Annotated in this window: 11 protein-coding genes and 2 pseudogenes; 8 read left to right on the plus strand and 5 right to left on the minus strand. The window is 41.5% G+C overall.

The features are described from left to right. Window positions 1-13 precede the first annotated feature (13 nt). Complete coding sequence (locus tag RMY31_RS15775; protein WP_322665205.1) at window positions 14-853, plus strand: hypothetical protein; 840 nt, start codon at window positions 14-16, stop codon at window positions 851-853. Window positions 854-904: 51 nt separating this feature from the next. Here the strand turns inward: RMY31_RS15775 and RMY31_RS15780 are convergent, their stop codons facing one another. Continuing rightward, window positions 905-1,378 (minus strand): hypothetical protein, encoded by a 474-nt coding sequence (locus tag RMY31_RS15780; RefSeq protein WP_322665203.1) that lies wholly within the window; start codon window positions 1,376-1,378, stop codon window positions 905-907. Between the two features lie 181 nt (window positions 1,379-1,559). Here RMY31_RS15780 and RMY31_RS15785 point away from each other — a divergent pair. Beyond that, window positions 1,560-1,901: pseudogene (locus RMY31_RS15785) on the plus strand (ARMT1-like domain-containing protein); the annotation flags it as partial. Here RMY31_RS15785 and RMY31_RS15790 read toward each other — a convergent pair. Together RMY31_RS15790 and rpiA are read right to left on the minus strand one after the other, a co-directional pair. After that, the gene (locus RMY31_RS15790; protein ID WP_322665202.1) at window positions 1,890-2,087 is read right to left on the minus strand and encodes a hypothetical protein; all 198 of its coding nucleotides are present in this window, start codon (window positions 2,085-2,087) and stop codon (window positions 1,890-1,892) included. The pseudogene RMY31_RS15785 and the gene RMY31_RS15790 overlap by 12 nt on opposite strands. Further along, window positions 2,084-2,794: a ribose-5-phosphate isomerase RpiA gene (gene rpiA / locus RMY31_RS15795; RefSeq protein ID WP_322665201.1), complete on the minus strand. Its 711-nt coding sequence runs from the start codon at window positions 2,792-2,794 to the stop codon at window positions 2,084-2,086. The genes RMY31_RS15790 and rpiA overlap by 4 nt, the downstream gene beginning before the upstream one ends. A gap of 601 nt (window positions 2,795-3,395) precedes the next feature. Between rpiA and RMY31_RS15800 the strand changes: the two genes are divergently transcribed. Next, window positions 3,396-4,079 carry an S-layer homology domain-containing protein gene (locus RMY31_RS15800; RefSeq protein ID WP_322665199.1) on the plus strand — a complete coding sequence of 228 codons (684 nt, stop codon included), beginning with the start codon at window positions 3,396-3,398 and terminating at the stop codon, window positions 4,077-4,079. A 218-nt stretch (window positions 4,080-4,297) separates the two neighbouring features. Next, window positions 4,298-6,205, plus strand: coding sequence for a 1-deoxy-D-xylulose-5-phosphate synthase (dxs, locus tag RMY31_RS15805; RefSeq protein WP_322665198.1), 1,908 nt, complete (start codon window positions 4,298-4,300; stop codon window positions 6,203-6,205). A 296-nt stretch (window positions 6,206-6,501) separates the two neighbouring features. Here dxs and RMY31_RS15810 read toward each other — a convergent pair whose 3' ends face one another. Next, window positions 6,502-8,142, minus strand: a complete 1,641-nt coding sequence (locus tag RMY31_RS15810; RefSeq protein ID WP_322665196.1) for a hypothetical protein — start codon at window positions 8,140-8,142, stop codon at window positions 6,502-6,504. A 100-nt stretch (window positions 8,143-8,242) separates the two neighbouring features. On the opposite strand from RMY31_RS15810, the gene RMY31_RS15815 reads away from it, so the two are divergent. After that, window positions 8,243-8,365: a hypothetical protein gene (locus tag RMY31_RS15815; protein WP_322665194.1), complete on the plus strand. Its 123-nt coding sequence runs from the start codon at window positions 8,243-8,245 to the stop codon at window positions 8,363-8,365. Window positions 8,366-8,416: 51 nt separating this feature from the next. Then, a complete protein-coding gene (locus tag RMY31_RS15820) occupies window positions 8,417-9,145 on the plus strand; it encodes an SIR2 family NAD-dependent protein deacylase (RefSeq protein ID WP_322665192.1) in 729 nt (242 codons plus the stop codon). Between the two features lie 95 nt (window positions 9,146-9,240). On the opposite strand, the gene RMY31_RS15825 is transcribed toward RMY31_RS15820, so the two are convergent. After that, on the minus strand, window positions 9,241-9,999 hold the full coding sequence (locus RMY31_RS15825; protein ID WP_322665190.1) for a hypothetical protein: 759 nt from the start codon (window positions 9,997-9,999) through the stop codon (window positions 9,241-9,243). A gap of 441 nt (window positions 10,000-10,440) precedes the next feature. On the opposite strand from RMY31_RS15825, the pseudogene RMY31_RS15830 reads away from it, so the two are divergent. Continuing rightward, window positions 10,441-10,972, plus strand: a pseudogene (locus RMY31_RS15830) (transketolase C-terminal domain-containing protein); the annotation flags it as partial. Between the two features lie 326 nt (window positions 10,973-11,298). Further along, window positions 11,299-12,921, plus strand: a complete 1,623-nt coding sequence (locus RMY31_RS15835) for a calcium-binding protein (RefSeq protein WP_322665188.1) — start codon at window positions 11,299-11,301, stop codon at window positions 12,919-12,921. Window positions 12,922-12,969: the final 48 nt, after the last annotated feature.

The following is a 12,969-nucleotide window of genomic DNA, read 5'->3' on the forward strand; positions in this document are numbered from 1 at the left end:
ATCTGCAAAGCTCATGTACAACTACAACCAGTCTTCTTTTTCTCCTCAGGCTTCTGGCTCTGGCTCGCTATCAATCCAGCGCGGACAGTACTTCAATTATGTAGTACCAAGTGGCTGGCGCGTGGTCGAAGATGGGCAATTTGCCGTTGTCCTTTTTTCCCCAGACAATGCTGCTCTTACTATCATGGTAGGAAATTCCGGACTGCCAGCAAACTACAATCCTTGGCAGTTTGTCTACGAGAAGCTCCTGGCAATGCAACCTTATGAACTTCGGATTAGTCAGCCCCGCCAAGCTCAACCGATTGCTGGATGCACAGTTGCTTATGAATTTGACTACACATACATGTTCAATGGTATCCCTTGCCGAGGGATGGCCAAGTGCAGTGTGGCATATAGCTACAACATATGTACGATGGTGATGACTTGTGCAGCATCGCATGAATCACAGTGGGTTAATTATGCTTCATGGTTACCGCAGGTAGCGGGTCAGGTTATGGCAACAAATGGAGCTGCATTCGGAATACAAGGGATTATGGCCCAGAACATAGAAATCTCGCTTGCCGAAGGGCAGCGGCTCAGAGAATATCGTGAATGGTCTGCGCGCACCTGGGAAGAGGTGAACCGCCAACGAGGTGAATCTGTAGATCGTCAAAACTTTCAATTCCGCGAGAACCTTGGCAATGTGACAACTTGGACGAATCCATATGGATATGCGAACGTCGAACTGCCGACAAGCTACAACTACTTTTGGATTAACCGTCAAGGACAAATCTATGGTACGAACGATCCAACTGAAAATCCGAACGTTGGCTCAACTCAAGATTGGGCAAGAATGAATCGATATCAGCCCTAAGTCTTAGCGTCCCTTGAAGAGTATCATCTGTAATTGCGATCGCATTCCTAACTATACTTGTCCCTGAATAATTTGAGCCAATTCACTGTGGCTGCGATTTGCTTCTGTCCAAAAAGCTATCCAGAAGACAATCAACATCACTATAGGCATCCCTAAAAATACCGCAGCCATATTACTAGGCATCGCATTTGCCAATGTTACAGGAACAACTGCACCATACCAGCATAAAAACCAGAATCCTAAAAATGCCATAACAAAAGGGTGTAGGCTCATTTGGATATGAACTGCTGTTTGATGAGGTTGTACTTCAAAGTCTCCCCGAATTACTGGTAAAAATGAGTTACGATAGTGAATTATGCGACTGATTTGAAAGCCTTGTTCAGAAATGGTTCCTTGATAGGGTGCATGTTTTGTTGAAAATCTGAATATTTTCGTAGGCTCAACTTTTGCACCCAGTCGTTGCAGAACTATAGGCAGTGGGTCAGTTGTCAAAATCGTAAAGGTATTATAGGGTAGTACTTTCATATTGATTGAAATTGCTAACAGAGAATCAAACCTCGATAATTTGTAATATGAATCATCTCAAGTTATTCAACATAGGGGCTTGTTTTAAGTTTTCCCGTAGCAGCAGCTTCTCTAACAGCTAGTTGGTAATGGGTTAGTGTAAAGTTCAGTATGCGGCTATATTACTCCAGTAGCCTAAAATATTGGATCGGGGCGTTTAGTGTTGTCTGAAGATTACTTTTGGACTTCACCTTTAGCATTTTGGGAAATACCCAACTCGCTCAAAAATGAGTTAGCTAATGCGAGTTTGATTGTAGTCAAAGGAGATGCGAATTATCGGCGATTATTAGACGATCGCCATTGGGATTTTACCACCAACATTGCAGATATAGTCTGCTACTTACCTGCACCAATGGTAGCCTTACGCACTCTCAAGTCAGAGGTAGTGGTCGGTTTAAAATCTCAAGTTATCGAGGAAGTAGCAAAATCTGACCCTGCTTGGTTGACAAATGGACAGTGGGGCGTAGTTCAGTTAGTGGTTTAGCAAGAAAGGCAGAAGGCAGAGAGCAGAAGGTGAAGCAGTCGCAGTCTTGGATGCCACTTCCTCTACTTGGGGAGCCACTCCGTTGTGGTGAATCAGCGCTGCAAAGAGAAGTTGCCATAGCGTAGCGTTAGCGAGTCCCCCATCAATGGGAACTGCCAAGACGGCCTCACCTTCTGCCTTCTTCAAAGTTGTCGCACCAATGGCTGACCGTCTTTAACCTCACCAATTAATACTAAATCTACACAATTGACGAAGATACCATTTTCTAGAACACCGGGAATATTATTCAGGGTTTTTTCTAGATTAACTGGGTCGTCAATAGAGTCAAATCTGACATCTAAGACGAAATTTCCTTGGTCGGTAATCACTGGGCCAGCTTTTTTTACACCCATACGGAGTTCGGGTTTACCGCCAAGTTTTTTTATGGTATTGGTGACAGGCGCGATCGCCATTGGTATGACTTCCACTGGTACGGCGAAACTAGAACCCAAACGGTCTACTAACTTACCACTATCTACCACAACGATGAATTGCTCTGCTAGGTAATCAACTACTTTTTCACGGGTATGGGCTGCACCGCCGCCTTTAATGAGATTTTTCTGGGGATCGACTTCATCTGCCCCATCAATGGCGATATCAATGCGGTCAGCAGCGTCTAAGGTGGTCAGAGGAACGCCGTATTGCTTGGCTAGCACTTCTGATTGAAATGAGGTAGGGATGCCAACAATATCTTTAATTTCGCCAGACTTGAGGCGATCGCCCAAAAACTGAATTGTATAGGCTGTGGTTGACCCCGTACCTAATCCAACAATCGAACCTGATTTTACCAGGGCAGCGGCAGCTTTACCAACTTCTTGCTTCATCAACGTCACGGGATCTGCTGTTGCGGTCATTCCCAAACTCCTGAAATAGATAGCACTATCACGGTCGAATATACTACATCCTCAGCATTTCAAAATTCACTCAAGCAAAATTCTCGATCGTTTCAGCCAATAGGTATGAATTTTTAAATACACAAAAACTTATTAATATTTTATTTATAATGTTGCTCGGCTGGTATTGTAAACTACGTAAGGTTATACATATAAAGTCAAAAATATTACTTTTTTATGCTTAACTTTTATCTGTTTCGCTATCTTGGTTGAGAATGCAATACCTCAAAGATATAACTTGGCATATCCAATTGCTAAAATATTTTACTAAATATTTAAGTAAAAGTAGTTAATATAGACTAGAAAGAGTAAATCTAAAATATTTTACCAAATTCAATCTGAATTTACTAAAAATGTTAACTAAAATATTATTTTAATATGCCTAAGTTATGTGTAATTTACTCGTTATAATTTGCCAATGTCTTTTTTTAAGAATGGCTGGCAACTTTACTAAGCGAAAAACGTCACTATAGTCAACAGTCAATATACTGGGCATTGCCAATTCAGGTTGTTAGCACAGTTGTTATAGATGCAGAATAGCAGATTGAAAATTGTGAGAAACATGCGAAAGTTGCTAGGTACTCTATCCTTAGTATTACTACTTCAGAACTTTCCAGCAATTGTTCAAGCTCAAGTGCCAGAACAAAATGCAGGAGTGTCATCAGAAGCAATTAAACAGGTAGTTGCAGCCAAGTTGATGACCAACTCACCTGATGGAAATTTTTACCCTCAAAGAGAGATCAGTCGTGCAGAATTAGCTGCTATTTTGGTGAAAGCATTTCGCCTAGATAAACGAGAAGCAGCTCAACAAGAAAAATCTATATCTGTGCCAGATGTACCACCCTCCTATTGGGCATTTAATGATATCCAGATAGTTTTAAAAACTGACATCATGAAAGGCTATCGGGGTAATTTATTTTTTCCCAATCAAAAGGTGACAAGGGCAGAAGGTTTGGCAATTTTTGCCCAAGCTTATGGTGTATTTCAGTTTTCTGATGATAGCGTCAATGAAACTCTTGCCTCATATCCAGATGCAGCTTCCATTCCCACTTGGGCCAGAAAAGCGATCGCCACAGTAGTTTCTGAAGGATTTATCAACACAGATGCCCAAAATAATATTTCCCCATTACGACCAATGACCCGGGGGGATATGGTATACCTGTTAAGTAAATATTTACAGAGACAGCAGCAACTACCGGAAACCCCGGAAGTTCCCCGTGTTCCCGATAGCCCAGAATCACCCTAGGTTTCCGTGTTGCTTTAATTAGACTGAATGTACTTAATTGCAGTCTCCAAGGTAATTATCATAACTGTTTAATAAGTAACAGTTCTGCCTCTGTGTGATAACTGTTACCCTAATTACGCTGCGGATTGCAACTTGGTTTTGGCATGATTCTGGGGATAACCCGACCGTGGGAGAATCAGAATACCAGAAGTAGAGATTAGAGAGGAACACCCTATAATATGCATCTGAGTGAAATCACCCATCCCAATCAGTTGCACGGTTTATCGATCCGGCAGCTACAACAGATTGCCCGTCAGATTCGAGATAAGCACTTACAAACGGTAGCCGCAAGTGGAGGGCATCTGGGGCCTGGTTTGGGTGTTGTAGAATTAACGCTAGGGCTTTACCAGACACTAGACTTAGATCGGGATAAAGTTATTTGGGATGTCGGACACCAAGCCTATCCCCATAAATTACTCACCGGACGCTACAGTAACTTCCACACCTTAAGGCAAAAAGACGGAGTTGCTGGTTATCTCAAGCGGTGTGAAAGCAAGTTCGATCACTTTGGCGCGGGACATGCGTCTACCAGTATCTCAGCAGCGCTGGGCATGGCTTTAGCAAGAGACATGAAAGGGGAAAAATTTAAAGCAGTCGCCGTCATTGGCGATGGTGCCCTGACTGGAGGTATGGCATTAGAAGCCATCAATCATGCTGGACACATGCCCAAAACTAACCTGCTGGTTGTTCTCAACGACAACGAGATGTCCATATCTCCAAATGTGGGTGCGATTCCTCGTTACCTCAACAAAATGCGCCTTAGTCCACCGGTGCAGTTCATCAAAGATAATTTTCAGGAACAATTCAAGCAAATTCCTTTCGTTGGCGAATCCCTGTCTCCCGAACTCGGACGCATCAAAGAAGGGATGAAGCGTCTAGCGGTTCCCAAGGTAGGTGCAGTTTTTGAAGAACTGGGCTTTACCTACATGGGGCCAGTAGATGGACATAATTTAGAAGAATTGATTGCGACCTTTCAGCAAGCGCATCAGATATCAGGGCCAGTTTTGGTACATGTGGCAACGGTGAAGGGCAAAGGTTATGAAATTGCCGAACAAGACCAAGTCGGCTACCACGCCCAAAGCCCATTTAACCTGACTACAGGTAAAGCTATTCCTTCCAGCAAGCCAAAACCACCCGCTTATGCTAAAGTCTTTTCCCATACCCTCGTAAAACTTGCCGAACAAAACCCGAAAATCATTGGAATCACTGCGGCAATGGCAACGGGAACAGGCTTAGACAAACTTCAGGCAAAACTGCCTAATCAATATATTGATGTAGGCATCGCCGAACAACATGCTGTCACCTTAGCTGCGGGATTGGCATCTGAAGGTATGCGCCCCGTTGCTGCTATTTACTCTACCTTCCTGCAACGAGCCTACGACCAAATAATTCACGATGTTTGTATCCAAAACCTGCCAGTGTTCTTCTGCTTAGACAGGGCGGGAATTGTCGGTGCTGATGGGCCTACTCACCAAGGTATGTATGACATCGCCTATCTGCGTTGCATCCCCAACATGGTAATGATGGCACCCAAAGACGAAGCAGAACTGCAACGGATGATAGTAACTGGGATTAACCATACTAGTGGCCCAATAGCTATGCGCTTCCCCCGTGGTAATGGTCATGGCGTTCCTCTGATGGAAGAAGGTTGGGAACCTTTGGAAATCGGCAAAGGAGAAATCCTGCGTACAGGCGATGATGTGTTGATCGTTGGCTATGGCACAATGGTCTATCCAAGTATGCAAGTCGCTGAAATTCTTAGCGAACACGGCATTGAAGCAACTGTAATTAATGCCCGTTTCGTCAAGCCTTTGGATACAGAATTGATTTTGCCTTTGGCTAACAAAATTGGGCGCGTCGTCACCTTGGAAGAAGGCTGTGTCATGGGTGGCTTTGGTTCTGCGGTGGCAGAAGCCCTCTTGGATGCCGATATTGTGGTTCCCGTCAAGCGCATTGGTGTGCCAGATGTGTTAGTAGATCATGCTGAACCGAATCAATCTAAGGCAGAGTTGGGTTTAAGTAGTCCGCAAATAGCAGAAAGAGTGATGCAAGCTTTCTTTGAGCAGCAAGTATCTGCTGTTGTTTAGTTAGTTGGGAGTGAATAGCTTACACTTATAGCAGTTTTCAGGTATTTAGACCGCAACTCAGAAGGGAGTTGGCAGTGGTATGGTTCAATGACTTGAAAAGTGCAGTAAGAAAAATAGTCTTATAAAAATAACCCCTGTTGTAGGGGTTATTTTTGTAAATATTAGCGATCGCCCCCACTAATACCGTTGTACTTTAAGGTTGATACATTTAGGCAAGCCGGGGGAGCGAACTTTATCAGAAATTTTGTGAAATGGTATAAGCACTACGCACAAAAAAAATCTTGAGTAGAATCCTCTCAATTGAAGCTTTCTGATGTTTGGAGTTCTGTTGCTGAGTTTGATTCTACAGCTGGCGGAGGTGTTTCCCGTTCGGGTGCAATAATAGAACCATCCCAGACAGCCCGCTGCCCATCCGCATTAATAATGGTGATTTTGACTTCTCTACTATCAAAATGAGCGGTAAATTTTGCTAACCAATCCTCTGTAGGAAGCCCTCTAAGATTTTTCAAAGGAATTTTTAACCTTCTACAAAATTCCATAGGAGCATCGGGATCGGTCTTCATGGTGATGATATCGTCTTTTTTGACTTCAACCAGCGTATTTGGAATTTCCTCCCGAGTTTTACTATCTAAGTAGACTAATTGAATGATTACCCCAGCATCCCTAATCTGCGTATTAATTACCTCTTGTCCCTCAGAATTTAATATCTTCCCTCCTAGGGAAAAATTAGCGCCAGCGATGCTGATGTAATCGGGAGAGTCGTTAGAAGGGGCATAAAGCACTACTTGATTGATATTCGCTCCCGCCTTACGGACAGCTTTGCCACCGATATAGCCACCGGCACTGATTCCCATTAGTGCCAAAAGTTCAGTGGGGATGGTTGGTAAAGAAGACGCAGTCGTATAAGTAACTAAGAGGATGACTATAAAAGCAATGCCAATAATTATATTCCAAACCACCTGCTGAACGCGCTCTAGGGCTAATACTCCACCATGTACCACTAGGTCTGACCATGCAGGATGAACTTCTCCAGCTCCCTTGCTGCCACGAATTTCAGAGGTTGCTTGCGCCGTCACCAGTGTTGCCAAACTAATGAGGAAGGTATAACCGAATCCTGATAGCGGAACGAATTCCCATACGCCTTGAATCGCCCCACGTCCTATGAAAAGAAACAAATAGCCAAAAACAATAATAGTGAGCCACCACACAAACTGAGCATGGGCTAGACTCAAGGTGTTTGTCTTGCGATCTAAGATTAGCCACTGAAACGTATTTAAGTTATTTCTATTTTTCTGTAAAAAAATGTTGGGCAAGTTTGCTTTTTTTGCCTGCATCGCTAGCAAATAGATGATTAGCACAAGTAGCACCACACAAATTGTTGCTAAACCCAACACAATTAAGGTTGTCAACCCGCTCACAGGACGTATTACCTTGACTTGAAGTTCGTCATCAATTACTTGACGGTCAATGTTAGTTGCCTTGCCTCCTACTTCAATATTTACGGGGTGCGTTCCTCTGCTCAATTGCTTTAACTGCTTATTACTAAAGCTTGCAAAAATCGCTTTTCCATCTTCTGTGACTTCTGTTGCAGTCGTAGTGACGATGTTAGGGGTCTTACCAATTTTTATATCGATTTTATTTGTTGGTGAATTGTCTTGCTGAGGAAAATTTTCTCCCACGACTATTACATCAACCTTTTCATCTTTGTAGCGACTGACATCTTCCTGAATAAGCCACGATTGAGGAATGCTGATGTAAAAATTCTTAGGATTGATGCTTTTGACAGAAGGAATCTTAGAGATAGTCGGGGCTTCACTGTCAGTTTGCTGACTAGATGGTGTAGTACTTGTCCGATCAAAGTTGGTGTTGCTTGGCTGGATAGGGCTAGGGCTAGCAGTTTCCTGTGCTTTACCCAACCCTGCTGAAGAAAACAGCAAAACACATGCCAGACTAAGGGATAGCAAAGGGTAATAATACCTCTTGCTCGTTCGTTTCCAGGATATTTTAAATAAGTGCATAAAAGGGATTTGGGATAATATGTTTGCAACTCATACTATCTATTCAGTATTTATATTAGAACTTATGCACTGTACAAACGTAGCGATCGCACCCATCAGCCACACTATTCATATTCACTTAACTCTATCTGGCTATGACTAATTTAGGTTGATGTGGGTAACCTGAATTACACAAGTCTAAGTTTGTGAATATATGATGCCAAAAATTGTTGTTTTTAGTGGAGCAGGACTTTCCGCAGAAAGTGGTATTCCCACTTTTAGAGGTTCGGGCGGCTTGTGGGAAGGACATCGTATAGAAGATGTTGCTACACCTGTGGGTTGGATGCAAAATCAACAGCTAGTGCTAGACTTTTATGCTCAAAGATTTGTCCAAATGCAACAATGCCAGCCTAATGCTGCTCACTTGGCGATCGCTCAACTTGCTGGTAAATTTGATGTTGTCTGCATTACCCAAAATATTGATACTCTATTGGAAAAAGCAGGCGTTAAAGATGTTTGGCATCTCCACGGTCGCATAGATTACCACAAATGTGAATGGCACTTTGGCATTCCGCCAATGGATGCTGAATGGCAATGTGATTATCGTGGTGCTATGGAGAAACCTGTTCAGTTCAGCGATTTATGTCCAAAGTGTGGTAAACAATTACGTCCTGATGTTGTCTGGTTTGGCGAAGCCGTGGATATGATAGTAGATGATTTATATCAAATGGTATCTTTGGTAGATGTATTTATTGTTATTGGCACATCTGCTACAGTATATCCTGCTGCTAATTTATTAAAATTTTTTCAAAACGTGCCTGAGAAATACTTTGTTGACCTAAATCTCAATTATCAGGCACTAAATGATTTTACTATCTTTCAAGGTTCAGCCACTGAACATCTGCCCAGCCTTGTTGATTCACTAAAGGCGAAATTTTATTAAAGAATACTCTGATGAAAATCAACTTTGAAATCAGGGTTACTTCCATCAGAATATTAGCGATCGCATCTTACCAAGTACAATGCAAAATCAAAGCTCTAATTGATGGTTACTGGTTTACCTTCGGGTACTTCATAACCATTTTTCTGTTGTTTGACTGTATCATGGATTTCTGACATCACAAAAGTACTATCAGATTGTTTACCAAATGTAGCTGAGCCAGCTGCACACAATCCTTTCAGTTCATCGGCAAGTGATTTTGCCTTTTTCACATCTTCTTTTGCTAGAGCTTCTATCAAGTGTCCTATCTTATCTGACTGTTGTTTCAGTTGGATTTGTATTTGCTCTTTCAGCCTATCTTCTCTTCTGACATATTCCAACATGCGCTCTTGTAGGGCGCGAAAAAAGGCAGAACCAATATAGCCTACAACCAATGACATTGTAATTAGTGTAAAAGCATTGTCTGGTTTGAGAAGCATTAATACAGGTGGTGATGCTGCTCCACCAATTATAGATTGCGATATGCAACTTCTAAAAATAGCAGAGCGCTTTTGCTTTTCTAATCTTGCTCTATCCTCTTTATTTAAATTCTTATTCTGTTTGGCTAGTTCTTGTTCTAGTCGAACTAATTTTTGCTCAATTGGTCTAGATATTTCTTCTTCTGTTACCTTGAAGTTCATTAAGAAGGAAATAAAGCCACCAAAAGCACCTGCTATAAAAATTAAAAGCAGAATTTGTCCAAGTTGCCAGCCAATGGGTAGCTGATTCATCTGGCTATACATATAACTCCCAGAGTTAGGCTGTGCTGCATACACTACTTTAGTTGTCAATAAAGTAGCGAGGGACAGCAATGACATTGTTACTATCCTGTGCTTCATAATTCTGCTGTTTATTTTTCTCATTGTCGTTCAGTCTACAATCCTTGTGATTTGACAGCAAAAATAGTTTTCACTAATTAACAAAAAAGTATTTTTTAAAATCAATATTACTTAATTAGTAATCCAAAATTGGCATAGGTGATATTATTGGCAATTTGGAAAACAGCCTTTTGTAAAGACTTGTTATCCAAAATCCAAAATCTGAAATCCAAAATTGATATGAGTAGTGTTGATTATGATAAGCATATATCTAAAGAAGTACATGTAAGCAACTTATTATCTCGATTCGTTGACAAGGGCGTTGCCCGTGTAACATAAGAGAAATAGTAAACTGTTAGTAAACAGCAATTATGTATTTAATATCAAACTACTAACTACCTCTTTCTATGACACCCGCTTACCAAACGAATATACTAATGCATTATAGTAACTGAGATTAACCATACCAGTGAACCGATCGCAATGCGCTATCCTCGTGGCAATGGCTACGACGTTCCCCTAATGGAAGAAGGTTGAGAACCTCTAGAAATCGGCAAAGGAAAAATTCTCCGCAACGGCGATGATATATTACTGGTAGGTTATAGCAAAATGGTTTATCCAATGATGCAAGTCACGGTAATTCTCAGCGAACACGGGGTTGAGGCGACTGTGATTAATGCCCGTTTTGTCAAGCCTTTGGATACAGAATTGATTTTGCCTTTAGCTAAGAAAATTGGGCGCGTTGTCACCTCAGAAGAAGGCTGTGTCATGGGTGGCTTTGGTAGTGCGATCGCCAAAGCATCATTAAATGCAGATATTCTCGTTTCTGTCAAGCGCTTTGGTGTGCCAGATGTATTAGTAGATCGTGCTGAACCGAATAAATCTTAAAACAGAACTAGGTTTAACTAGTCATCAAATAGCAGAGAGAGTGCTGCAAGCTTTCTTTGGGCAGCAAGTATCTGCTGTTGTTTAGTTAATTTTTTGGAGTAATAAATCGCTTCTGAAAACGGCAAGTTTAATATGCGTAATATGATGTTAGGTTAAACCTTAGTTAATTACCGAAAGCCATCAGGTATTAAATAATTACTTAAATTCACTTTGATAGCTGCATAATCTGTATGCTTAATCCAGTTAATTACTAGGATTCTTATACCATCAATTCAGTAGCAGCATCAATTTAGTAGCAAGCGATCGCTTTTTAGTTTTCATGGGTTCAACTTCACTCGTTGAACCCCGTATTTTGTCGTGGTCTTTTTCAAAAATCAAACCGAATTCCGATATTCCAAGGACAGTAAAACTATGGTTATTCAAGGAACAAACAAGAACGATAATTTAGTCGGCACTTCTGGAGATGATACTATTCAAGGCTTGAACGGTAATGATACCCTTTCTGGGTTAGGTGGAAATGACCGTTTAGAAGGTGGTGCAGGCAATGATACTTTGTATGGTGGTACTGGTAATGATGTATTCAACTTGGCATACTCTCAAAACAATGATGTAGTCATTGATTTTGTTCGAGGACAAGACAAAGTTGATGTTAGAAGCCTCAACATTGGTGATTGGAATACCCTGAAATTGCTCATCAGTAATGACGGTCAAGACAATGCTTTAATTACGACTTTTTTTGGTGGTGATTTATCTCAACTAAAACTCAATGGCATCAATCCTAGCCAACTACAAGCCACAGATTTCATTTTAAATACTGTTAATCAGTCTCAGACTATTGATGGTAATACCTCTTATGCTTACGCAGATCAGTTGTTCGGCGGTTTAGGTAATGATACCCTCAGAGGATTTAGAGGTAATGATGTCCTGTTTGGTGAACAGGGAGATGACCGTTTAGAAGGTGGTGCAGACAATGATACTTTGTATGGTGGTACTGGTAATGATACCTATTCTTTCCTAGCGAATACTGCCTTGGGAACCGACACAGTTATAGAAACCACAACAGGTGGTACTGATACTATTAACTTTAGCGGTACTACAGTTGCTGTAAACCTAAATCTAGGTACAACCACCTCACAAACGATTAATAGCAATCTCAAACTGATTCTCTCTGCCAACAACGTTATCGAAAATGCAACGGGTGGCACAGGTAATGACAGTCTCACTGGTAATACACTCAATAACACTCTGATTGGCGGTGCTGGAAATGATACCTTGTCTGGTGGTACGGGGAATGATACCTATTCTTTCCTAGCTAATACTGCCTTGGGAACCGACACAATTACAGAAACCACAACAGGTAGTACTGATACCATTAACTTTAGCGGTACTACAGTTGCCGTAAACGTAAATCTAGGTCTAACCACCTCACAAACGATTAATAGCAATCTCAAACTGATTCTCTCTGCCAACAACGTTATCGAAAATGCAACGGGTAGCACAGGTAATGACAGTCTCACTGGTAATACACTCAATAACACTCTAATTGGCGGTGACGGAAACGATCAACTCCAAGGGTTAGAGGGAAATGACAATCTTCAGGGAGGTAATGGCAATGATACTCTTACAGGTGGAACTGGTGACGATCTTCTCTGGGGAGGATTGGGCAATGATATTCTCACAGGGAACGCTGGGAAGGATAAATATCAGTTTCAAGGTAGTGGGGTTTTTAGCACAAGCTTAGGTGTTGATTTCATTACTCAGTTTGAAGTGGGACAAGACCAAATTGTGCTGAGTAAAACCACCTTTAATGCTGTTACTAATAATGTCGGGCAGGCTTTAACAGATTTTGCAGTTGTGAGTGAAGATCAATTTGTCAACGCTAGTAACGCACATATTGTCTTTAGCAGAAGCACTGGCAGTTTATTCTATAACCAAGATGGAAATCTTCTGGGTGCAGGAAAAGTGTTTCAGTTTGCCAGTCTAGGGAATCCTAATATTGCTTTGAGTAGTAGCGATTTCAGTCTGATTGCCTAGTACTATGTCGCTCTAATTCCAAGTCGCAAATGCTTATATTATAAGCAT

Source organism: Dendronalium sp. ChiSLP03b (assembly GCF_034531165.2).
GTDB lineage: Bacteria > Cyanobacteriota > Cyanobacteriia > Cyanobacteriales > Nostocaceae > Dendronalium > Dendronalium minutum.

Bases quoted from the DNA above. Each gene is read 5' to 3' on its own strand.
- RMY31_RS15775 (WP_322665205.1), top strand. From the start codon at position 14: ATGTACAACTACAACCAGTCTTCTTTTTCTCCTCAGGCTTCTGGCTCT.
- RMY31_RS15780 (WP_322665203.1), bottom strand. From the start codon at position 1,378: ATGAAAGTACTACCCTATAATACCTTTACGATTTTGACAACTGACCCA.
- rpiA (WP_322665201.1), bottom strand. From the start codon at position 2,794: ATGACCGCAACAGCAGATCCCGTGACGTTGATGAAGCAAGAAGTTGGT.
- RMY31_RS15800 (WP_322665199.1), top strand. From the start codon at position 3,396: ATGCGAAAGTTGCTAGGTACTCTATCCTTAGTATTACTACTTCAGAAC.
- dxs (WP_322665198.1), top strand. From the start codon at position 4,298: ATGCATCTGAGTGAAATCACCCATCCCAATCAGTTGCACGGTTTATCG.
- RMY31_RS15815 (WP_322665194.1), top strand. From the start codon at position 8,243: ATGTTTGCAACTCATACTATCTATTCAGTATTTATATTAGAACTTATG.
- RMY31_RS15820 (WP_322665192.1), top strand. From the start codon at position 8,417: ATGATGCCAAAAATTGTTGTTTTTAGTGGAGCAGGACTTTCCGCAGAA.
- RMY31_RS15825 (WP_322665190.1), bottom strand. From the start codon at position 9,999: ATGTCATTGCTGTCCCTCGCTACTTTATTGACAACTAAAGTAGTGTAT.
- RMY31_RS15835 (WP_322665188.1), top strand. From the start codon at position 11,299: ATGGTTATTCAAGGAACAAACAAGAACGATAATTTAGTCGGCACTTCT.